Annotated in this window: 20 protein-coding genes; 4 read left to right on the forward strand and 16 right to left on the reverse strand. The window is 50.3% G+C overall.

Annotation, left to right across the window (positions count from 1 at the left end; translation table 11 throughout):
- Positions 1–9: 9 nt before the first annotated feature.
- From J3369_RS19500 to J3369_RS19550, 11 genes are read right to left on the reverse strand one after another with little or no spacing between them, the layout of a single operon-like run.
- A complete protein-coding gene (locus J3369_RS19500) occupies positions 10–525 on the reverse strand; it encodes a hypothetical protein (RefSeq protein WP_349590077.1) in 516 nt (171 codons plus the stop codon).
- Positions 522–1,757 (reverse strand): type II secretion system F family protein, encoded by a 1,236-nt coding sequence (locus J3369_RS19505; protein ID WP_349590080.1) that lies wholly within the window; start codon positions 1,755–1,757, stop codon positions 522–524. The genes J3369_RS19500 and J3369_RS19505 overlap by 4 nt, the downstream gene beginning before the upstream one ends.
- Entirely contained in the window at positions 1,744–3,492 is a 1,749-nt protein-coding gene (locus tag J3369_RS19510) for a GspE/PulE family protein (RefSeq protein ID WP_303572581.1), read from the reverse strand. Before J3369_RS19510 ends, J3369_RS19505 begins: the two co-directional genes overlap by 14 nt.
- On the reverse strand, positions 3,492–4,691 hold the full coding sequence (locus tag J3369_RS19515) for a tetratricopeptide repeat protein (RefSeq protein WP_349590083.1): 1,200 nt from the start codon (positions 4,689–4,691) through the stop codon (positions 3,492–3,494). Before J3369_RS19515 ends, J3369_RS19510 begins: the two co-directional genes overlap by 1 nt.
- Positions 4,688–5,605 (reverse strand): ExeA family protein, encoded by a 918-nt coding sequence (locus J3369_RS19520; protein ID WP_303572145.1) that lies wholly within the window; start codon positions 5,603–5,605, stop codon positions 4,688–4,690. The genes J3369_RS19515 and J3369_RS19520 overlap by 4 nt, the downstream gene beginning before the upstream one ends.
- A 3-nt stretch (positions 5,606–5,608) precedes the next feature.
- Positions 5,609–7,279: a pilus (MSHA type) biogenesis protein MshL gene (gene mshL, locus J3369_RS19525; RefSeq protein WP_303572146.1), complete on the reverse strand. Its 1,671-nt coding sequence runs from the start codon at positions 7,277–7,279 to the stop codon at positions 5,609–5,611.
- Between the two features lie 10 nt (positions 7,280–7,289).
- Positions 7,290–7,652, reverse strand: a complete 363-nt coding sequence (locus J3369_RS19530) for a hypothetical protein (protein ID WP_303572147.1) — start codon at positions 7,650–7,652, stop codon at positions 7,290–7,292.
- On the reverse strand, positions 7,645–8,289 hold the full coding sequence (locus J3369_RS19535) for a hypothetical protein (RefSeq protein WP_303572148.1): 645 nt from the start codon (positions 8,287–8,289) through the stop codon (positions 7,645–7,647). Before J3369_RS19535 ends, J3369_RS19530 begins: the two co-directional genes overlap by 8 nt.
- Positions 8,286–8,939, reverse strand: a complete 654-nt coding sequence (locus J3369_RS19540; protein ID WP_349590087.1) for a PilN family protein — start codon at positions 8,937–8,939, stop codon at positions 8,286–8,288. Before J3369_RS19540 ends, J3369_RS19535 begins: the two co-directional genes overlap by 4 nt.
- Positions 8,929–9,885 (reverse strand): MSHA biogenesis protein MshI, encoded by a 957-nt coding sequence (locus tag J3369_RS19545; protein ID WP_303572150.1) that lies wholly within the window; start codon positions 9,883–9,885, stop codon positions 8,929–8,931. Before J3369_RS19545 ends, J3369_RS19540 begins: the two co-directional genes overlap by 11 nt.
- A 58-nt stretch (positions 9,886–9,943) precedes the next feature.
- Entirely contained in the window at positions 9,944–10,510 is a 567-nt protein-coding gene (locus J3369_RS19550; protein ID WP_349590090.1) for a histidine phosphatase family protein, read from the reverse strand.
- A gap of 59 nt (positions 10,511–10,569) precedes the next feature.
- Here J3369_RS19550 and J3369_RS19555 point away from each other — a divergent pair, with 59 nt between their 5' ends.
- Positions 10,570–11,100 (forward strand): DapH/DapD/GlmU-related protein, encoded by a 531-nt coding sequence (locus J3369_RS19555; RefSeq protein WP_349590093.1) that lies wholly within the window; start codon positions 10,570–10,572, stop codon positions 11,098–11,100.
- 38 nt (positions 11,101–11,138) lie between these two features.
- Here the strand turns inward: J3369_RS19555 and J3369_RS19560 are convergent, their stop codons facing one another.
- From J3369_RS19560 to ssb, 5 genes are all read right to left on the reverse strand, one after another.
- Positions 11,139–13,259, reverse strand: a complete 2,121-nt coding sequence (locus tag J3369_RS19560; protein ID WP_349590096.1) for a TonB-dependent receptor — start codon at positions 13,257–13,259, stop codon at positions 11,139–11,141.
- Between the two features lie 110 nt (positions 13,260–13,369).
- On the reverse strand, positions 13,370–14,440 hold the full coding sequence (locus tag J3369_RS19565; RefSeq protein WP_349590099.1) for a PepSY-associated TM helix domain-containing protein: 1,071 nt from the start codon (positions 14,438–14,440) through the stop codon (positions 13,370–13,372).
- Between the two features lie 117 nt (positions 14,441–14,557).
- Entirely contained in the window at positions 14,558–15,442 is an 885-nt protein-coding gene (locus J3369_RS19570; RefSeq protein WP_349590101.1) for a LysR family transcriptional regulator, read from the reverse strand.
- A gap of 27 nt (positions 15,443–15,469) precedes the next feature.
- Positions 15,470–15,970, reverse strand: a complete 501-nt coding sequence (locus J3369_RS19575; RefSeq protein WP_349590103.1) for an SRPBCC family protein — start codon at positions 15,968–15,970, stop codon at positions 15,470–15,472.
- 204 nt (positions 15,971–16,174) lie between these two features.
- Complete coding sequence (ssb, locus tag J3369_RS19580) at positions 16,175–16,756, reverse strand: single-stranded DNA-binding protein (RefSeq protein ID WP_303572157.1); 582 nt, start codon at positions 16,754–16,756, stop codon at positions 16,175–16,177.
- A 634-nt stretch (positions 16,757–17,390) separates the two neighbouring features.
- On the opposite strand from ssb, the gene J3369_RS19585 reads away from it, so the two are divergent.
- From J3369_RS19585 to galE, 3 genes are all read left to right on the forward strand, one after another.
- Positions 17,391–20,030: a TonB-dependent receptor gene (locus J3369_RS19585; protein ID WP_349590107.1), complete on the forward strand. Its 2,640-nt coding sequence runs from the start codon at positions 17,391–17,393 to the stop codon at positions 20,028–20,030.
- A gap of 101 nt (positions 20,031–20,131) precedes the next feature.
- Positions 20,132–22,507: a glycoside hydrolase family 2 protein gene (locus tag J3369_RS19590; protein ID WP_349590110.1), complete on the forward strand. Its 2,376-nt coding sequence runs from the start codon at positions 20,132–20,134 to the stop codon at positions 22,505–22,507.
- A gap of 19 nt (positions 22,508–22,526) precedes the next feature.
- Positions 22,527–23,546: a UDP-glucose 4-epimerase GalE gene (gene galE / locus J3369_RS19595; protein ID WP_349590113.1), complete on the forward strand. Its 1,020-nt coding sequence runs from the start codon at positions 22,527–22,529 to the stop codon at positions 23,544–23,546.
- Positions 23,547–23,551: the final 5 nt, after the last annotated feature.

Consider the following 23,551-nt stretch of genomic DNA (forward strand, 5'->3'; position numbering starts at 1 on the left):
TGTACCGGATCACTCATCTTCATAGGTCACATCTCCGCGATAAATTGCATAATCAAAATAGTCACCGCTGCTCAGTCCGAACCGGCAATAAGCATTAACCGGCTCACCCGACTCTGTATCACCTTCGTAAAAATCGCCGCGGACTCTGAAACCATCCACTTCCATAGGCTGATTCAGTAACATCTGCCACAGCTTCCGGCAGCCGTCATCTGTATGTTTAACGCCGGGCCAGCCCGTTGCTCCCATCACCACCGGACGGCGATCGGTCTCTTTACCTTCACTATTATAGTGCACCAGCAAAATACGCTCCGGACGGCCCTCGGCCTGCCACTGCCAGTGTGCGCTGACAGCACTGTCTTCGAGTTTATCGCCGAAGCGGAACAGGATCTGGCCTTTCAAATTCGGCTCCGATTCGTAGAAGTAGACGATAAAACTGCCCATTAAAATGGCAAACACCAGGGTTGAAATGATGCCAAGGAACATCTTGCGCTGTTCATTCACTGCGGCGGCGTTACTTTTCCTCACCGGCCCCCCTTTATCGCACTCATCATGTCCCACATCGGGGAGAAAATACCCAGAGCTAGAATCAGTACCATGCCGGCTACAATCACAATCAGGAACGGCTCAATTTTCGCAGTCAGGCTTTTCAGGTCGTAATCCACTTCCCGTTCATAGAATCCGGCAACCTCGGCAAGCAGCTCATCTACCCGCCCCGTTTCTTCCCCCACGTTAATCATTTGCATGATCATCGGGGTGAAGAGTCCGCTGGCACGGCTGACCCGGGTTAAATTCTCGCCCTTCTCGATGCGCTGGCGCATTTCAATAACAGAAGCAGACACATAAGCGTTATCGACCGCATCCGCCACAAGATTAAGGGCATTAGTAAGGGGCACACCGGAATGAAGCATCATAGAAAAACTGCGGCTGAAACGGGCCAGCAATGAGCGGCGGATGATGTCTCCCACCACGGGAAGACGAAGCTTGAGACGATCCCATTTATACCGGCCATTTTCGGTACTCACATAGCGGTAAATGCCGTAGCTGATTAAGGCGATAATGCCGATAAGAATATAACTGCGGTTAAGCATGAAATCAGAAATGGCCAGCAGCACTTTGGTCATGGCGGGCAGTTCTGCACCGAATTTGGCAAACATGGTGGCAAATTTAGGGATAACGAACACGTTGAGCACCACAAAGGCCAGTGCCAGAGCGATCAGCACGAAAACAGGATACCGTGTGGCGGCTTTAATTTGCTTACGGGTTTCCTGCTCCCGTTCAAGGTACTCAGCCAGCTGTAAAAACGCATCATCCAGACGACCGGTATTCTCGCCTACGTGAATAATGCTCACAAAAAGCTGGTTGAAAATGTCGCTGTGTAAATGCAGCGCCGAGGACAAACTGCGCCCCCTTTCTAACTGGGCGATAACATCAAGCAGGGCTACACGCATTCGCACCGAGTTACTGGACTCAGCCAAACCGCTGACGGCCCGCAATATAGGAATACCGGCACGGGTCAGTGAAAACATCTGACGACAAAAGATAACCAGTTCGTCCAGCGACACATTCGGCGTGTACCAGTGGACATCCATGGATTTTTCAGAGCCGGAAGCCGGCTCATCTTTGCTCGCAACAATTTTGATGGGGATGACATTGCGGGCCAGCAGCAGCTTTGCCACGGCGCTCTCGTCCGTAGCTTCCATAATTCCTTCGGTTAACTCACCCGTTCTTTCACGGGCAGTATAACTAAACCTGGCCATCACCCGTGTCCTCTGCTTTTTCCACGTCTGTATCTGAGGTATCGGCGACCATTTCAGACAACTTGAGCACTTCCTCAACGGTGGTCATGCCCATTTTCGCGTAGGTTAATGCGGCGTAAGCCAGCGGCCGGTAACGGTTGCTTTCTCTGGCATGTTGCGCGAAGCCCACGGTATCCCCAACCTTCAGCGCATCCATCATGGCGTCATTCAGTTCCAGCAGTTCGAACACACCAATCCGGCCTTTGTAGCCGGTCTGATTACATTTCTGGCAACCGCGACCTTTTTTAAATACCACTTCACCCAGGGATTCATCGACATGTTTAAGCCAGAACACCTCTTCCGGGGTGGGGGTGTAAACACTTTCACAACTGTCACAAATTTTACGGACCAGACGCTGGGCAACAACGCCCCGTAATGCACTGGCCGCCAGATAGCCGGGCGCTCCCATGTCAAGCAGGCGGATAGCACTGGAAACAGCGTCGTTGGTGTGTAACGTTGACAATACCAGGTGACCGGTTAATGCTCCGCGCAGACCAATTTCCACTGTTTCCTGGTCCCGCATTTCCCCCACCATGATAATGTCCGGATCCTGACGCAATGTGGTACGCAGTACACTGGAGAAAGTCAGGTCGATTTTGCTGTTAACCTGCACCTGGTTTACCCTGGGTAAACGGTATTCCACAGGATCTTCAACAGTGATGATTTTTCTTTCCGGTTTATTCAGCTCACTCAGCGCGCCGTAAAGGGTCGTTGTTTTCCCTGAACCGGTAGGACCGGTAACCAGAATCATGCCGTGCGGGCGTTGTAACAAAGTGCGGAAACGTTTCAACAGCGGCGCGGGCATCCCGGTCTGTTCCAGTGTTAATACTCCGGCTGACTGATCCAGCAAACGCATTACCACCGCTTCACCGGACTGAACCGGCATGGTTGATAAACGCACGTCAATGCGGTGTCCCCGTACTTTTACCTGGGTACGGCCATCCTGAGGTAACCGCTTTTCAGAGATATCCAGACCGGCCATCAGCTTCAGGCGTAATACCAGTGCTGCAGCAATGTTTCCCTGCGGAATAACAGTTTCCTGTAACACACCGTCGACACGCTGACGTATTCGCAGCTTGCTTTCATCCGGCTCAATGTGAATATCTGAGGCTTTGGCAATGACCGCATCATCGAAGATTGACTGAAGTAACCGGGAAACAGCGGTGTCCTGCTCTTCTTCCACACCGGCACTTAACGAAAAGTTATCTGATTCCTGATATTCCTCTGCCAGCTCATGAGCGAAAGAGGCGATTTCATCGGTTTTACGATAATGGGTATCGTAGGCGTTATACAGTTGCGCTTCGCTGACCACTGCCATATCGAATGGTTTGGGCAACAGATCCGACAGGTTATCCTGCGCGTTGAGGTCAGCCGGGTCGCTCATCGCCACCAGCAACCGGTCACCTTTGTCTTCAATAACCAGCGCTCTGTACCGGCGGGCCTGAATTTCCGGTAATAGCTTTACGGCACTGGCATTAACCTGATACTGGTCGAGGTTGATGAGCGCGACCTTAAGGTGGCGGGAGAGTAACGTTAATAACTCCTGCTCTGTCACCAACCCCATGGAAATAAGTGTGGCACCCAGCTTACGGCCAGTTTTACGCTGTTCCCCCAGCGCCTGTACCAGCTGCTCATCGGTAATTAAACCATCCTGTACCAGCAGATCTCCTAAGCGGATTTTCGTCTGACTCATAATTACTCCGAGAGATCCTTAATCCGTTTCCGGACGAATATTTCAACATCGCCTTCAAGCCCTTGTCTGTTAAGAGCCTTCTGGTATGCCTGCACCGCCAGATGTCGTTGATCAAGCTTGTCTGCAGCAATACCTAAACCTAACCACCAGCGCGCTGTGGCAGGCTGCAGTTCTGTCAGCGCCCGGTAATCATTGATCGCTGTGTCGTATTTTTGCTGCTGATTGGCGTAACCTGCGCGAAATCCCAAAAAGTCCGTGTCGGTAGTGACGACCGGTTGACTGATCACTTCCCAGGCCAGTTCGCCCAAGTTCTGCTGAGTGTAAAGACGCCCCAGCATCAACCGGATACTGGTATTCGCCGGTGCTTTCACGAGTGCCTGTTCCAGTATTTGCTGCGCCTGCTCTACTTGTCCTTCTGCGAAATACACCGATGCCAGTTTCTTGCGGACATCAAGGTTATCCGGCTCCCGTTGCGATAACAGTATCAGCAGACGGGTGGCTTCACGCATATTGCCTTTTTTCATCTCACCGGCAATCTGATCGCGCAGTGTAGCTTCCACAGCGGCAGGCTGCGACTTAGTGACTTTCATCACCCCTGTATCAGCGGTTTTACTATGTGCTTTTTCCGGTTTTGTTACCGGTACACGGTTGCCTGCAGATTCCGGAGCCGTTATTTGTACAGCCTCTTCCTGCCGGGATTGTGATTCTGTTTGAACTTGATTAAAAACAATGACCGGACCATTATCACCGGCTTGTGACGCTGTCCGGACTCCGGCCTGCGGTATATTCTCCGGCGTTACCGGGGCTGGCTCTGAGCTATTTGTAACGGCAACTGATGTATTATCAGGCGGTGCTATTGCGGTGAGGCTGCTATCTCCTGATGCGGTAAGACGCGGCTCCGGCTCAGATTCATCAGAGACCGGAGATGACGAGGTATTCAATGATAACGGCGCAGGTCCGGCTTGGTTATCCGATGAAGTTACGACTTTGACCGGTGGGGCGGTTCTGTCCCCGCTGTCTTTGGCATCTACCAGAAAAGTAAACGCACTCCATGCAATTGCGGCAAGCAGCAACACGCCGAGAATAATCAACCGGCTCTTTCTGCCATCGTCTTCCGATGAGGACGGTTTATAGTTTTTTGTGTTGCCGCCCTGATTATTCTGCCCTTCAAGGTCACGGAGCATTTTATTAATGACACTCATGCCGCGCCTCCGCTGAACCACATGCCAGCGATGACAGTAACCGCGATAACCACTCCCGCCGAAGCGAGGCCAACAGCTTGAAGAGACATACCGGCTATCCGCCGTTGTGTGGCTTCGGTATCTTTCACGGCATATTTAATATGCTCCAATGTCACTTCATGTTTTCCTTCACCATAGGCCAGCATTAAAGCCTTATGAGAGACAACGTTAATCAGCCTTGCGGTTCCGCGGCAGGCAGACACCATCATCTGACAGGCGCGGTGGCCGAACACCGGCGCTCCTTTGTATCCGGCGACCTGCAATCGATGCTGCACATACTGCTCAACCTGATCCACATTCATCAATGCCAGCCGGTAGCTGAAAGTAATGCGCTGCTTCAGCTGCCGCAATCTGGGTGTAGCCAGCTTCTGATCGAGCTCCGGCTGACCAAACAGCACCACCTGAAGTAACTTTTTGGATTCTGTTTCCAGATTGGTCATAAGTCTGAGCGCTTCCAGCGTTTCCTCAGGCATGGCCTGGGCTTCGTCGACGATCAGCACCACCGACAACCCTTCTTTGGCTTTTTCAATCAGTTTGGCTTCAATCTGACGGGTAAATTGCTGCTGATCGCCTCCCACATCCAGCACCACACCAATTTCAGCGGCTACCGCACGACGAAACTCTTCCGGTGACAGCATGGGGTTGGGAATATAAGCGGAGGGAAAGTTATCCGGCAATTCGTTAAGCAATTTCCGGCACAGCAGGGTTTTGCCCGTACCCACCTCGCCGGTCACTTTGATAAAGCCTTCACCTGCGTCCAGCGCCGTTTTCAGTACTTCCATTGCCTCATTATGGCTGGGCAATCCGAAGTAGAACTGGGTATTCGGCGTCAACGTGAAGGGCGGCTCCTGAAGGCCAAAGTGACTCAGATACATGACTTATTCCACGTACAGCCATTCAGCCATCTGCGAACGGCTCATTTCGATTTGCTTACTCCACGTGCCGGGCTCTACCACAGTGGGCTTAAGCAGTATGATCAGTTCTTTTTTGGTTTCCTGCTGACGTTTATTTCTGAACAGGTTCCCCACCACCGGAATATCCCCCAGCAACGGCGTTTTACTTTCATTATCGGTAATGGTGGTTTGCATCAGGCCGCCAATAACAACAATTTCTCCCGAAGAGGCACGGATGACCGTGTCAGATTCCCGGATAGTGCTTTGTGCAAGCGGCAGCACAATTTCTTCTTCGTTGAGGGTAACAACTTTAGTCTGCTCTTCGGTTTCAATAACAGAAGGATGCACGTGCAACAGCACACTGCCTTTATCGTCAATCTGGGGAGTAACATCCAGCGCAATACCCGAGAAGAACGGCGTCAGTTCAATATCCGGGACCACTGAAGTTGATGTTGCTGTAATCGTATTCTGGCTGGATACGTCGGTAACAAAATACTCATCGTCACCCACTTTAATCACCGCCTTCTGATTATTTGTTGCAGTAACACGGGGGCTGGACAGCACCTGAACATTCCCCTGCGTGGACAACAGATTCAACACACCGGAGAAATCCTGATTGAGGAAAGACAAACTGGTAATACCGCCCAAATCCGGAGTCAGTGCGTTGCCAAACGTGCCGGCAGTGGTAGCGAATGAGAAGTTCGTGCTGCCCACATTAGCGATAATTTCATTCCAGTTGATCCCTTGCTGATAGCCGTCACTCAGCACCACTTCAAGAATACGGGCTTCCAGCACTACCTGACGTTGCAGGTGGGTTTCAGATATCTGCAAAAAGCGCTTTATTGCACGGATTTCAGACGGTAATGCACGGACGGTAACCAGACCAGCCTGAGGCGTAACAAACACCGCACGCCCCCCTTCGGTGCCAAGCATAGACGCCAGGCTGGTTTGTAAATCTTCCCAGAAGTTAGTTTCTGTGCGGGTGCTGATCATTGTGCCATTATTGTTACCGGACATACTGCTGTACTGGCCATTGCCGCCCATTTCACTACCGGTAAAATTACTGAAGTTACCGCTGCCGGACTGACTGCCGTTTCCGCCATTGGCATTTTGCGATACCCCGCCGGAAATGATACTGGTTTGAGTCGCCCCGTTACGCTTCATCAGCAGGTAGTTCACGGCGAAAGTTTCGGTACGCATACCCGCGGGTAACACGCGAAATACGTTGCCCTGTCTCTGGATATCGAATCCGTATAAATCAGAGAGTAATGACATGACCCCGTCCAGTGACACCTGCTTCAGATCGAGGGTAACCGAACCGGTCACATCCGGGTGCACTGCCACACTGTATGGCGTGTCATAAACCAGCCCGGACAAAAACTGGCGCACATCCACGCTTTGGGCATTTATGTCGTATTTTTCAGGGCCAAGCAGTGCCGCCGGCGTAGCTGCAGGTCCGGGCGCGGTCATCAGCGCAGAATTCACAGCATCCGGTACTTCATCCAATTTTTCAGAAGTGGCCTTATTCGCCTTTTCAGCATCCAGCTGTGCCTGCAACTCGTCTTTCAACGAACGCTCAACAACAGATTCTTTTGGCGCTGACTGACAGGCGCTCAAAACGAAAGCTGCAAGTAAGGTGATGGTGGCTTTACGCATTGCCTGATCCCTAATATGAGTCCGCAGTGCGGATACTAAACTTATCTGATGATGCCGGATTCACTGACAGCGTCACCGGTTGCCAGCGGCCGTCGCGCTGCTGACTGATAATCACTTTATCTTTTAAAATTGTTTTCACGGTTGCGTCACTGAACTGATATCCCTCAGCCACCAGCTTGCCGTTAATGATGGCCTGAGGACGCATGCCATGATTAAAAATCGCTGTTACCTGATAACCGGTCTGCGTTTTTACCGCAGAAGACTGACCTTTATAGCCCCGTCCCGGTCTGGTCGGGTCGCCGGCATGCACAAGCTGGCTCATCATGAGCAGAATGCCGGTAAACACCAAATATTTGCCGCATCTGTTAAACACCGATAAACGCCTTATCTGTACTGAGGGTATACACTTCCACGGTGACATCTGCCGCCGGCCATGCCGTCACCTCATAATCAATTGACCGCCAGTAGAGCTGCCTTGAGCGGGTTTCCAGCACTTCGATGAAATTCTTAACGTCGAAATAATTGCCCCTGAATGTCATTGTCACGCCATGCTGATAAAGCTCTACATCCTGCATGGATTCGTTATCTGCAAAAACAGAGACGGGCTCAGCCGACGACATTTCAGTCAACGTCAGAGCGTGGGTATGGGAAAACACTTCTTCCACCAGCAACACCATTTCATCCGGCGACACCAGCTCGTCGAGTTGTGTTGAAAAGCTGACGGACAAATCATTCTTCTTAGCCACCAGCTCATCATATTCAGCATGCTTTTCCGCATCCGGGTCTACCGACAGCGCTTCCACGAACAGGGCCTGTTGCGCCTGTAACGTCTGCTTTTTCATTTCTTCGGCAGCCAGTTCTTTTCTGTACTCGCTTAAGTCATTCATGGCAGGCTCAATAAAGAAGGTGAAGCCTGTAAGCAGCACCAGTGCGATACCGGATACCAGTGTCATCATCTTTTCCCGCCGGGATAACGCTTCAAATTTAACGTGTAATGAAGGCTTGCTCACTGAGCACCTCCCGGCAGCGTTAAACCCGGCGCATTTTGCTGTGCCGGCGCAGCAGCCGTTGCTGATGCCGTTCTGCGGGTGGACAGCTCGAATTTCAGGGCGTCATCTTCGTCCATATACACCCGCGCAGCAGCAAAACTACGTCCTCTAAAACTGCTGGTTTCACTTAAACGCTGTAACCAGCGGGGAAAAGCCTGGGGTGAAGACACCTGCCCGTTAAACGTCATGTTCGTTTCTGACACCGCCATAGACTCGATCCAGAGATCAGACTCATGTTTGTCAGCCAGGTCGTCCAGCAGAATACTGAAACCTTTGAACCGCAGCGGGGCGCGGGCAGCAAGTTCTTCCAGTACACGACGTTGCTTACTGAGATCCAGTTTGATGTCTTCTACCTTTTTGATCAGCGCAGGGTCAGCTTTCCAGTTTGTTACTTCGGCCTGCAATTCATCAATCTGGCTCTGATGGGTGCGGTTGCGTTCCAGCAGCTTCACGTATTCAGCTTCTGCGCTGCTGGCCAGATAATGATAAATACTGCCTGTTACCAGTACGATGAGAGCCACAACGCCAATGGCAAGACTGACGCTGGACAATGACAGGTAATCAATGCGTGGTTCAAAGCGGGACTGGTAGAGGTTGATATTACTTTTCATCAGCCACCACCGGTTTTGCAGACAGCGTTCTGTTCCGTGCAGGCGTCAGCGCCATGCCCAGACTGCTCAGATTAGAGATAACTTCCGACGGGTCGTTGACCACGCCGCCAAGATCCAACTCAGTCACCTCAGCCGAAACTGCCTGTGATATCTGTTCCAAAATGATTGCAGTTTGTGCTGCGTTGATACGAATCATCACCTTACGTACTGGTGCCTGACGTAGCTGGCTTTCGAAAAAGTCCATAGAACGTTGAATTTGAATACATAATGAATCAAGCACGCCCATTCTCAGTTCTTCTGCAGAAAAACTCCCCAGGTTTTCGAAGCCTTTCAGTCTGCGGCTGAGATACAAGTGACCGTCTTTGATGACGTTCAGAATAATTTCTTCTCCGGCTTCCTGCGTCAGCGTGATAACCGGTTCCTGCATGACCGGCAGTAGCGCGCAGTGTGCCAGCTCTTCAACAGAAATACTTTCCAGCCGTACATTTGCTTCGATACAACCGGCGACAATCTCTTTTATGGTGTCTTCAGGCATAGCAACGACATTGACCTTTTTATTGCCGGCCAATGGCACAGGCAGGTCAAAGTAGTCCAGCACCATGGGTTTGTCGAAGCCCATAAGCTCTTTCACCGGCCACACCAGAGAGTCATTGATTTCGTCATCTTTGACGTCGGGCCGGTCAATCTGCAGTAATTGATACCAGTTTTGCGCCAGCGCAACATGGCACTCTGCACCGGACAGCTTTTGCTTTGCTACCCATTTACTGAGTTGCGCCTGCCACTGGGAATAAAGCACAGAAACTTCAGAGACAACAAAGAATTCACCGCCTTTACTGCGCAAAGCCGTGAAGGTAGCAGTTTCGGCAGACAACGACACACCGACAGCCATGCCGGCACGCTTCGACTGAAAACGTTGTTTGAGATAAGTTGTCCAACCAATGTACATAGTGATTAATTCGCTTAGTTATTATTCAGCGCCGGCAGAAAAAAGTGTCAGCGTACTGTCAGCCGTTTAAGTGTAGACGATTAACGCCCCAATAGCCGTTATCCTTCTCTGCAACTGTCCAGCCCCGCTGTTGCAACCTTTTGCGAATTTCCCTGTTCATCATTCCATGGCCAAACATGACTATTTTTTTATGGGTCTTTGCCCGCACTTCCAATAAGTTAACGGCCATTTCTGCCCGGGCTTTAGCGTCTTTATAACTTTCAAACCTGCCGCCCGCCCCGGCCATCCACAGGGCACGACTGAAATAAACCCAGGTCCACGCTCTGAGCCGGAACGGTAACCGGTAATAAGGGATATCCATCTCTCTGAATAAACTGCTGTACTCACAGGCACTATGGCCGCAGCAATATCGGGCCGTTGAACGGGCCCGGCGCAAATCGCTGCTCATGACAAAGTAGTTGTTAAGACTCAGTAATTTAGCGGGTTTACTTTTGGGGTCAAGGTCGGCGGCATTATACTTTCGAATCCAGTTCGCGTAACCTGATGCTGTACAACGGATATTATCTGCTGAGCGGGGTCTGCCATGCCGGATCAATATAATTTCAGTCTTCACACCTGTGCTCATATGTGCAATTTAATTCCGGAATCCGATAATAAACAAACCCTTATAAAAGAGAAAGCACTTTGACCCCGTTACCATTTTCAGATCGGAGCCTGCCTTCGTTACGCGCGGCACTTCCCCGCCGCGATGAAAAAGGGCCTTACATCGATGTACTTAACAAAGCAGACGCGCCGGCTAAAAGCAAAAAACAGGCAATGAAAGCTCTCTTCACATGCCGCGGTCCCTGCTGGATTGAGCCGGTATTTTGTTTGTCAGGTAACGCTACCGTGGAACTGGGCCGGTTCGTTTTTCTCAATCACAATGTGACATTAATTGCTGAGCAAAACATCCGTCTTGGTGAAGGGGTATTTGTCGGGCCGGGCGCCATCATCAGTACCGTGCCATTAGACACAGGAGAAATTCATTCCCCCGTCAATATGAATAATGCGCCGGTGACCATTGGCGACAATGTGTGGATTGGTGCTAATGCGGTTATTCAACCCGGCGTCAATATTGGCAATCAGGCCATTGTCGGTGCGGGGGCAGTGGTGTTTGAAGATGTACCGGCGAACACCACAGTCGCGGGTTCGCCGGCCATCATCCGGAAAAAATGATAATGCCTCATCATCTTTTCAGACGGGCAAGACCCGTCTTAAAATGACCAGGTCACGCCCAGGGTTGCTGTCGTACCCAGACCTTTAATATTGTAGCCACCGTAGGTGTATGACTGAGCCCGCGCCGGGTAATAATCACTGTTAAACAGGTTCTCGATTCCCATAAACGCATTCCAGTTGTCTGCAAACTGATATTTTCCGCTTACATTGAAAATGTTGTAGCTGGAGACCGGACCCTGATCTCCCACATATTCCCCGTCTGCATCGGGCGCAAAGCGCTTACGGTCGCCAACGTGCAAATAGCTTACTGTTAATGACATACTATCAAGGGGACGCCAGTTTACATTTACCGTGGCCTTCGGCGGACTGATTTGGCGCGAGCCTAAATAGATATCGGCTTCAGTATTCTTACCTTCAACGTAACTGTATGTCGCAACGACACCCAGGGTGTCAGAAATACGGTAGTCAACCAATCCTTCATATCCCCAGATTTCCTGCGGTGCACGCACCGGCTCATACACACCGGTAACGGCATTAAACTGGTTTGTGGTGCCCAGTTCAGAAGTGCTGCGGTAAGCAGCCACTTCAATACGAACATTATCAAACAGGGAGGTGAAACCCGCTTCATAGTTATCGATAATGGACGCTTCTGTCTGAATCAGACCGATATCGTCTACTGTTGCTGCGCGGAGTAAACGGCCAATATCGGCGATATCTGAACCCTGTGAATAGTTAATAAACGGACTGAATACATCCTTCCAGTTGTACTTGATAGCTATGTTGTACGTCGTGGCATCATAATCAATGGTATCTCCCTTTACCTGTAACGGTACAGAGCATTGTGTTGCAGTACGGCAAAGCTTGAGTGTTTCATAATCATCGACAGTTAAGTCAATGCTTTCTCTTCTGACGCCCGCTTTCACAATAATATCGTCCTGAATTACCCACTTGGTCTGCAGGAAGCCGGCAATGCTGTCCATGTCCATTTCAGGTACCCACACCCGGCCATCCACCAGAGGCTGTGAAGTGGTGTCCTGCAAGGCATCAACACCATAGATAAATGTTGCTTCCACGCCATCGAAGTCGACAATGGTGTTGAATGTGGCTCTGGCACCACGTTTCTCAGAACGGATAATCGACTGGCCCCCGTCGTAACCCTCGTCAGGATTTGCAAGGTTCGGCGAGAAGAAAAACACATTTTCTATGTCCTGCGAATACACATCGAGGGTCATTTCGGTGTTGGTGAAAATATTGCTGTCGGTGTATTTAACAGTAATGTTTTCATTTCCGTCAGGCCCCTGGGGCTTACCCTGTTTCTGAAGGGCTTCCGGAACGTGAATTGCGTAGGTTTTCTCACCCTGATTAATGTCGCCGGCCACATCCCCTAAATCTGTTTTTTGCTGAGAGCTGAAATAGTTGTAACTGAATTGCAGGCGCTTTTCGTCATCAAATTCATAACCCAGTTTAGTGAAGTAGTTCTGCGTTTCCGCGTCTGAAAGCCCGTACTGCAAGCCAAGAATATCGCCCTCTGCATCCCGCTGCACGCCGTTTTCTTCGTAACTGGCAGTCAGCAGATAATCAAAGTTACCGGCTTTCCCGTTAACCGCTGCGGATACCCTGGCGCCGGCGGACTCTTCTGTTTTTACCGCACTGAACCGTGATGACAGACTGATCTGCCCTTTATGGCTGTCCTGTGTTGTAGCTTGCTTCGTAATGTAGTTAATGATGCCGCCTGATGCACCGTTTCCGTATACTGACGTGGCACCTTTAATCACCTCGATACGTGCAAGAGCACTGGGATCGATAGTTTTAATCCCCAGTGAACCATTCCTCAGCGGCGTTGACTGCGGCACACCGTCAATCATGACCAGAGGCGCCCGGCCCCGCAACGACTGACCGGTATTGCTTGAGCTGCCTGTATCAGGAGCAAGTCCCGGGACCATTTGTGCCAGCAAGCTCTGAAGCTCGGGATTAACCTTAAGATGTTCTTCAATCTGGCGCTGAGAGATGACTGTAATGGATGCCGGCACTTCATCGATACTTTCGATAACACGGCTTCCGGAAACAATAATACGTTCAATATCGTCTGTTTGCGTTTCGACAGCCATTGAAGAGGTGCTGACAGCCAACGCCACGAGAGAAAGGGAAAATTTAGACATGAAAACTCTTTTAAGAAATATAACAAGAAGAAAGGCGCGTTATACTAAAGGTGTAGGAAGGCAATGTAAAGATAATGAAAATTATTCTCATTATCTTGTCGGGATATGACTTATTTGTCGTGTCGCTTGTACCAGAACCAGATCCCTGAGCCGGTAAAAAAAGCAGGCAACAGAGCAACAAAGAACCATAAGAACTGAACCAAAGGGCCGGCAAAATCGCCGGTATGAAACTTATATTTGAAATTCCAGACCTGCGTGGCAACGTTTGCCGAAGAGGCATCGTAACGTCCGGTTTCCTGCCCCGTCACCGGGTGAGCCCATACCCAGCTGTAAGCATGAGACTCGCCGGGGTTTTGCATTCTGAAACCAATATGTTCACCGGCTTTCAGAGGGAAATAGATGCGGAATAACCCGGCATCAGGGAATATTGTTGTTGCCCGGCCATAAGCGATATCGATGGCGGCAGGCAATAACGATTCAGACGCTGTTAGCCGCGCGGGTACGGGCCGGGTTTCCACCTCTGAAAAAGTGATGGTTTCGACGACCTGCTGCGTTGGCTTTTTCCAGTTGAAGGCCATGCCGGTAAACGCAATTAAGAGAAGCGGTACCAACAAGTAGACACCCAGCACTGTATGAAGCTGATACATCAGGATGCGTAACTTTGCGCGGCGTTTGATTACCAGCCGCTTTAACCTGTTTTTCGGTTTCACCCACAGGTAAAAACCCAGTAAAAGCTCGAAGATAAGTACCAGTGCGCTTATCGAGACCCAGTTACGTAACGGCTTGCCCTTCTCTCCGTCCTCATACAATAGCCAGCGATGCAAAGCCATCGTGAAGCCGTAGATAGTGGTGTAGTAGTCATACCGGTACACAACACCACCGGTATAAGGATTGACACTGACATACTCATCGTTCGCCAGCTTTCCCTGCCAGGCAAGCTGTGGATCCGTTTCCGGCATCAACATGGCAAAGGGTTGTCCGGTTTCTGTTTCAACGGCGGACATCAGACGTGAAAGAGGAAGTACTTCATCCTGTGATGACACCTGCCATTTATCAGGTTGTGAAAGAATCTGGATATCTTTGGCGTAAACCAGCAGCGCTCCGGTCACACTCAGACAGGTAATAAACAGTCCTGAAATCAGCGCCAGCACAAGGTGTAGTCTTCTGAGCCAAAGTTTCAAATGAGCAATCCAGGGTGTCCGTTCAACAGTAAAGTTCCGGTGCCGGCTACTTCATCCAGGCACGGTAAGCCGGCAATACTAACAGGAAAAACCCTTCCCGGAACACTCTCTTTCAGGCTACAACCTGAAAGCTTGCCGGATCCATCCGTGCACAGGGCTGTGGTGGGTACGCCCGTGCCATACAAGATGCTTGGCAAAACCGGGCACATCCACTGGCAACGGCAGCACTTTGAGATCCGGTACCTGACGGGCAATTCTGGCAGGAACCACGGCAAAAAGATCGCTGGTCCTGACCATATCCAGAAGTACAAAGAAGCCGGGTACCGACAGTACAACGTTGCGGGAAAGTCCAAGTTCACGCAGTTTTTCATCAGTGATACCGGAAAACGCACCACCGTTGTACGACACGATGGCATGGCCGGCCTGACAAAAGGTCGTCACGTCCGGAGCTGTTTCTGCAAGCGGATGTGCTTGTCTCATCACCCACACATAGTGTTCTTCAAAAAGCAGGCGGGATTTCAAATCCAGCGGCGTGGTTTCAGGTGTCACCAGAGCTAAATCTAATTCTCCCCGCTCCATCTTTTCTGCCAGCGTGGATTCATTTAACCAGTGACAGGCAATTTTAAGTTCAGGTGCCAGCTCTCTGAAGCGCGGTATCAAAGGCGTTATCACGGTGTTCAACGAATAATCCGTCACCGCTACGTTCAATGTCATAGACACTTTTTGAGGGTCAAGATCATCCGGTTGCAGTGCGGTATCCAGTTCGTCCAGGATACGTCTTACAGGACCGGCTAACGCCTGCGCCCTGACCGTGGGAACGATGCCTCTCTGGCTGCGGACAAAAAGCGGGTCATTCAGGTTCTGACGCAAACGGTTCAGCATGCCACTGACTGCCGGCTGACTCACCGACAAGACCTCTGCGGCCCGCGACACGTTCTGTTCTTCCATCAGGGTGAGAAACACCTTGAGCAGATTCAAATCGATATTTTTAAGCCCTGACATGCAGAATCCGTTTAACTGTAATTAAAATTACTGGCGGGCAGCAGACACTAACCCGTCCAGCCATTCCTGATGACCATTGATCATAGGATTAGGTTTGGCAACCGCCAGCGCTTTGGCAGGCTCACCAACCTGAGTTTCCTGGGTCAGAATGCGCAGTCTGTCACCGGGTAATTCTTCAATTAGCCAGGCATGATGTACATCCAGCCTGTCTTCACCTTCTCCGCTCCAGCCGTGCCAGGCTATACGACCGGGCTGTTCATTCTCCGGAGCCTGATATTCCACCACTTCACATTCAACGGGAAAACCGAAGGTTTCAAAGTAAAAGGTATCGCCGGCTTTGAGCGCCTCACGGTTGCTGTTATGAATTACCGGATTGGCAGAATTGGCATAGTACTGTGGCCAGCATGAAGGCTGTGCCAGCAGGGACCATACTTTGTGAATATCCAGTGCCTTAACGATTACCTCATTGGAACAAAAATTATCGGTATACCCCGGCTGATATTGCTGTGGCCATTTGATTGCATGCATAAAAACTCCTGAAATAGTAAGTCGTCAGTTGACGAACTACATCATTGAGCTTTGCCAGATATAAATCCAATCGCCATTTACCATTGCACCTATCAGGTATAATTATAACTGGAATTTTCCGGAGAACAAAAACAACAAACCCTGCAAAAAGCAGGGTTTGTGAGTATGAATATTTTTGTGTTCTTGTTCAGAACGATGACTTTCCTAGAACGGAATATCGTCATCAAAGTCAAAATCAGGCTCGGCCATAGGCGGCTTGTTACCGCCGCCTTGCTGGTTTCCACCCTGATTGCCACCGCCGTAGCCGCCGCCCTGATTGTTACCCTGTGGACGTTGCTGATAGCCTCCGCCCTGGTTGTTGTTGTAACCACCCTGGTTGCCGTCCTGGTTTCCACCTTGAGGACGTTGCTGGTAGCCACCGCCACCCTGACCGCCCTGACCACCGCCATCGCGGCTGCCAAGCATTTGCATCTGGTCAACAATGATCTCCGTTGTGTAACGGTCCTGACCTTGTTGATCCTGCCATTTACGGGTCTGCAATTTACCTTCAACGTAAATTTGTGAGCCTTTTTTCAGATATTCACCGGCGATTTCCGCCAGACGACGGTACATAGTTAACCGATGCCATTCTGTACGTTCCTGCATCTGGCCTTGTTGATCCTTCCAGCTTTCACTGGTAGCAAGACTCAGGTTTGCTACGGCGTTTCCATTTGGCATGTAACGAACTTCAGGATCATTCCCGAGGTTACCGACCAATATGACTTTGTTGACGCCTTTCGTTGCCATCGATGTCTCCTGTTAACTCTGTCTTTGTCTGTGACTTATGAATTCACAGCCACCCGCCCCGCACACTTTTTGCGGATTTCTGGCGGATTTAACGTTGCTGCTCAACGTTGTTCCCTGCCCGTGCAGTCGCTGTAAATTTTGTGATAGTGGGCCAGTATACCTGATTTTCTTCTCTGGCTAAGGGAATATTTTCGTTAAATAAAAGCTGTGGCAGCCAGTTAATTGTCGTACAAGGTTTTTTCCGGATTTATACACCCGCGGCCCCAACCTGTTTCAATTCTGAGTCAGAATTTATCACACGCTGAAACGCTGTCGAGCTGTACTGACGGTCCGTTTTGTTAACCTGACCGGACGGATGTCCGCGAATTAAGTTATTAACATCTAAAGTTAATAATTTTCGCTTTAATGTAATCGTTTTCTCTCCAATAACGGCTATTTTACAGGCACAAATGGCTTTTTTAGAAAAATTTCACAAGATCTATGGTAAACGTTTACCCATTCATGTTATAAAGTTGTTATTGTGAAATGATAGCAGTCTGTGCCCTACAGTGTCTCGCCTGATTTCTCACAGTACCTACGTGCTCCAACGCATTATTAGGACACGATGAGTAAACGTTTACCCTGAGAGTTACGTATGAATAATAAATTTAAATTAAGCCTGACTGCAGCGGCACTCGCACAATGCCTTACGCTGACAACTGCTGTTGCACAGGAAAACACTGACACAGATACAGCCGTTCCTGCAGACGAAACCGAAGTTATTACGGTACGTGGTTTCGGAAGCACGCTGACAAAATCCCTTCAGCACAAAAAACTTGCTGATTCGACGGTAGAGATCATTTCTACTGACGATCTGGGACAACTTCCTGACGTTACTATTACCGATGCACTGGCCCGTTTACCCGGGATCGCCGCTGATCGTGACCGTGGTAATGCCAGCATCATCTCTATTCGTGGCTTGGGCCCGCGCCTGAACCTGGCAACCATGAACGGTCGTGAAATCGTTAGCGGCGAGCCAAGCCGCAGCGTACGTTACGAGCAGTTCCCTGCCGAATTAATCAGCTCAGTAGAAGTATTCAAAAGCCCGATGGCGAACCAGACAGAAGGGGGTATCTCAGGTCTGGTGAACATGAACTTCGTTGAGCCACTGTCAAAAGACGAGCGTCAACTGACCATCTCAGGCCATCTGATGGACTACCCGTTAGCCGACGACATTCCTACTGCAGATGCACAGGGCAAGCGCGGCAGTTTCAGCATTGTTGAACCGGTGTCTGACACCCTGGGTTTCGCTTTTGGTATTGCCTATCAGGATCAACCTTCCGTTCAACGTGAAACTACCTCTTATTCCTACAACAAAGTTGCCGCAGAACAAGGCGACGTGAATGACAATGGTATTACTGAAGCCGCTCCCTGGGGTGGTAAGTCAGGCACTAAAGGCGGAAGCACTGAGCGTGTAGGCACCATGGGTGTTGTACAGTGGATCCCCACTGACTCTCTGGAAGTGAAATACAACCTGTTCTACTCAAAATTTGATATTGAAGAGCGTGAAGACCAGTTATGGTTTGATGGTTGGGGTAACTGGGCAAACGGCAGCGTATGGAACTACCAGAACTCTGCTACCACACCGGAAGTCATCACAAAAGCAGACGGTTCAGAGCAACTGGTTGCCGGTGGCATGCTGTGGGGCGCACATTCGGTCAATAACGCTACATGGTTCCAGGAAAATGAGCTTATCAGTACAGGTCTGAATCTGGACTGGCAAGGTGACGTGTGGACAGTGAATGCGGATATCGGTTTCTCAACAGCATCAATTACTTCACGATGGGTAAACCTGACGTCTGACTATACAGGTCCCACGCCTGTTGATATTGGCTGGGATGTTACCGGCGACAGTCTGGCCATCACCTCCGATGTAGATATCAGCAACCCGGACTACTACACCTTAAATGGTATGACGGTAGATAAAGATCGTGAGCTTGAAGATGACATGCTGACGATCAAACTGGACTTTTCCCGTTATATTGACTGGGGTCATGCGACGAAGTTCAGCTACGGCGTACGCTGGTCAGATCGGGAAAAAGACAACAGTGTAATCAGCTGGTGGCAAGGTGTCACCGGAACGGCTGACTCAGGCTACGCCAGCAGCTATGCATTAGGTGGCGGTCTGGTCTCCCCTGACATTTACACTATCAACGACTGGCAAGGCACAGTCGATCAGGCCTTCGGTGGCATTGACGACCGTAGTAATCACGAGCCCACAAACGACGATTTATTTGCCAGCTGGAATCTGCAGGAAACCAATAAAGCCGCTTACTTCATGTTCAACCTTGAAGGTGAAATGTTTGGTGTGCCTTATACGGGTAACGCAGGTGTACGCTACGTACATACGAGTTCTACCTCATCGGGTGTTCAGCAAAATGAAGAAGGTTTTGCTCCGGTATCGGTAGATCACAGTTATACTGAAATCCTGCCGTCTCTGAACCTGCGGGTGAGTATCACAGAAGACTCGCAAATCCGTTTGGGCCTTGCCCGCACCATGTCCCGTCCGCCATTGATTGAAATGCGTACCGGCTTCCAGTTAAACACGCAGTCTGAAGTGAAAACGGCATCAGGCGGTAATCCTTCGCTGGACCCCTTCGTGGCTGACCAGATTGACTTAGGCTACGAGCATTTCTTCTCTGAAGATACGGCTTTCACATTCTCAGTGTTCTTCAAAGATCTGAAGACCCATGTGGGCACATCGACTGATGTACTGACACTGGATGGCGTGGACTATCAGTTCAGCGGCCCGGTAAATGGCGACGGTGGTCAAATCCGCGGTTTCGAAGTGATGTATCAGCAGGCATTCTCTATGCTGCCGTCTCCTTTCGATGGCCTGGGTATTTATACCAACTACAGCTTCACCGACAGCAACGTGACAGAATTTACCCCTGCGGAAAATCCGTTACCAATGGGCGGTTTATCTGAACACGTAGGCAGCCTGACATTGTGGTATTACAAAGCCGGTGTTGATGCGAAAGTATCGTACAACTACCGCAGTGAATATACCCGTGTAGGCAGCTGGGAACCCACTGAAATCTACACCATTGACGACGAAGCGACCGTTGATGCCAGCATTTCCTATGAAGTGACAGAAAACTTCAAGCTGATGCTGCAAGGTCAGAACCTGACAAATCAGGTTTCACACACATACTTCGATAACGATCCAAGTCGTGTGGGTAGCTATGTCGAGTGGGGCCGTCGCTACTTAGTCGGCTTCCAGTACTCAATGTAAGGTAAAAACTCGCCGGACTCTCTCAAAGGGTCCGGCGATATTTCCTTTTTCTGCTTTCACACAAATCCGAATACCTAACCACCCGTCAGAGGCTAATTAACGTGATCAACGCTATTCGTCTTACCTGTATTTTAGGGGGGTTGTGGACGCTCACAGCCTGCCAACCTGCTGATCAACCTGAATCATCATCTTCACCGGCTGTGCTGCAGACTACTGAAAAACAGCAACCTGTAAGCCAGACTATTGGTTTTAACAAAGCCTGGCAGTTTAAAAAATCAAAAGATGACGTATTGCCCGAAGACATTAAAGGTGACTGGGAAAATGTAAGCCTGCCTCACACTCCTCAACTTGAGCCTGAGGTGGTCAACGATCAATGGCAGGGCACGGCGTGGTACCAGAAGTCTTTCACCATGCCGGAGGACTGGATTGACAAAGAAGTCCTCATTCGCTTTGAAGCAGCCATGAACAGTGCACAAATTTGGCTGAACGAACAGAAAGTGGGAGAACATACTGGTGGCTATCTGCCATTCACCCTTGATCTGACCCCATTTTTAACACCCGGTGAAAACCTGCTCCGGGTAAAACTGGATAACCGCGATAACCCGGTTACCGGCCCTAAACCGCTTCACCTGCTGGACTTCAACACATACGGCGGCCTGTACCGCGATGTTAACCTGCTGGTAAAAGACAAGCTGATGATTACCGATGAAATGCTGGCACAGGAAGTGGCTGGCGGCGGCGTATTTGTCACCTATCCAAAGGTAAGCGAAGACGAAGCACTGGTAAACGTTAAGACGCAAATTGCGAATCACTATAATGAAGCAAAGACTTTCCGGCTTACTCAGTCTTTATCTTTCAATGGTAAAACACTGGCTACAGAGACAGAGAGTTACCAGTTATCGGCCGGCAGTGATAAGCACTTTGAGCAGACTCTCAGCGTTAATGCGCCTGCACTGTGGTCACCGGATTCGCCAAGCTTATATACCTTAACGACAACCCTTTCCCGTGAAGGGCAAGTAACAGAAACCCAAACCCGTAAAATCGGCATCAGGGAATTTGCCTTTAACGATAAGCATGAGTTACTGATTAACGGCAAAAAAACCTTCCTCCGTGGCGTTAACCGACACCAGGAATACCCGTTTACGGGCTACGCAACCTCTGCACAGGCCGACTACCGCGATGCGGTGAAAATTAAGTCCGCCGGTTTCGACTATGTCAGGTTATCCCATTACCCTCATTCGCAGGCCTTCATGGAAGCAGCCGACGAGCTTGGACTGGTGCTTTTAGACGCGGTGCTGGGCTGGCAGTACTACAACAGCGATCCTGCGTTTGAGGCGCACATTGTGCAGTCTTGCGAAGACTTAATCCGCCGGGACCGTAATTACGCCAGTGTTATTGCCTGGGAATGTTCGCTGAACGAATCGGACATGCCGGACGCATTCATTGCCACCTTGTCAGACACTGTGCATCGGCACTTTCCCGGGGCTTTCTCCGCAGGCTGGGAATATGGTTATGATATTTTTGTTCAGGCCCGCCAGCACCGCTTGCAGCATTATGAAACACCCGGGCAACCGTATATCGTTTCAGAATACGGCGACTGGGAATACTATGCGCAAAACGCCGGGTTAAACCAGGACTCCTGGCAGAACCTGAAAGAAGACGAACGGACCAGCCGGCAGCTACTGAACAGCGGAGAACAACGTTTGCTGCAGCAAGCGTTAAACCTGCAGGAAGCCCATAACGACAACTTTACTGTGCCCGCGTTTGCCGACGGATACTGGGTCATGTTCGACTACAACCGGGGTTACTCTGACGACATCGAATCCTCGGGCATCATGAGTATCTACCGCCAGCCTAAGTACAGCTATTACTTTTACCGCAGCCAGCGGGACGCCGACCAGCTGGACGCCCGGTACGACAGTGGCCCGATGGTTTATGTCGCCAGTGACTGGCAACCTGACTCAAGTACACAGGTACGCGTATTTTCTAACGCTCAGGAAGTCGCGTTGTACCTGAACGACAAGTTAGTAGCAAAACAACAGCCGGACAATACTCCGCTCACAGCGCATCTGGCTCACCCGCCATTCACTTTTGATGTTGGTCAGTTTGAAGCCGGCACCCTGCGCGCAGAAGCCATCATCGATAATGCCGTCGTTGCGGATCACAGTGTCACAACCGCTTTAAACGCGACAGGCATCCGGTTAAACATCGACGAGTCAGGCGTTGCGCCGGCAACCGGAGTGAATGACAAGGTGTTTGTTTATGCGCAACTCGTGGACGATAAAGGTAATCCCGTATTTGCAAATAACATCACCCTGTCAGCAACAGTTGAAGGCGACATCAAACTGCTCAACCAAAGCCCTGTTGTTACAGCAAGGGGCGAAGGTGCGTTATTGCTGGAAATCGGGGATACGCTTAAAGGCGCAACAGTCACGGTTTCAGGTAAAAATCTGAAGCCGGCAACGCTGACTTTCTAACAGAACAGGACTCTACAGAATGCATATTCTTGTTACAGGCGGCGCAGGTTACATAGGTACTCATACCTGCATCGCCCTTATTGAAGCGGGCCACTCTGTGGTGGTGTTAGACAACTTCTCAAACAGTCACCCTGAAGCGCTGAAGCGTGTTGAACAAATTTGCCAGCGCCCCGTCCCTTTCTATGAAGGTGATGCGGGTGACGCAGACACGTTGAAGCACATTTTCAGCCAGCACCACATTGACGGCGTTATTCATTTCGCGGGTTCAAAAGCAGTGGGCGAGTCGGTAGAAAAGCCAATGCTGTATTATCGCAACAACGTGACAGCCAGTCAGACGCTCATTGAAACAATGAACGATGCGGGCGTACACACGCTGGTATTCAGTTCATCTGCCACGGTTTACGGCGATCCGCAGTCAGTGCCGATTTTTGAAGATTTTCCATTAGGGCCAACAAATCCTTATGGCAGAAGTAAGCTGATGGTGGAACAAATCATTCAGGACTTCTGTCAGGCCAGCGGCGCATTCAGTGGCATTATCCTGCGCTACTTTAATCCTGTCGGCGCCCACGATAGCGGCAAAATTGGCGAAGATCCTAACGGCATCCCCAATAATCTCATGCCTTTTATCGCCCAGGTAGCCGTTGGAAAGCGTGAGACATTGTCGGTATTTGGCAGCGATTACCCTACTGCTGACGGCACCGGTGTCCGCGACTATATTCACGTGTGTGATTTAGCTGATGGCCACGTGAAAGCCCTTGAAACCCTGCATGGTCAGCCCGGTAGTCATATATTCAATTTGGGTACGGGCAACGGTATTTCAGTGTTGGAAATGGTGAATGCTTATGCCAGCGCCAGCGAACAGCCCGTCCCTTACCAGCTTGTAGCCCGCCGTCCCGGGGACGTTGCCTGCTGCTATGCCAATTCAGACCATGCTAAGAAGGTACTAGGATGGGAAGCAAAGCACGATTTGCACAGCATGGTATCAAGCAGCTGGCACTGGCAGTCAGGCAACCCTGACGGATACCAGAGCGGGAAATAAAACAG

Source organism: Alteromonas sp. NFXS44, from assembly GCF_040148705.1.
Taxonomy (GTDB): domain Bacteria; phylum Pseudomonadota; class Gammaproteobacteria; order Enterobacterales; family Alteromonadaceae; genus Alteromonas.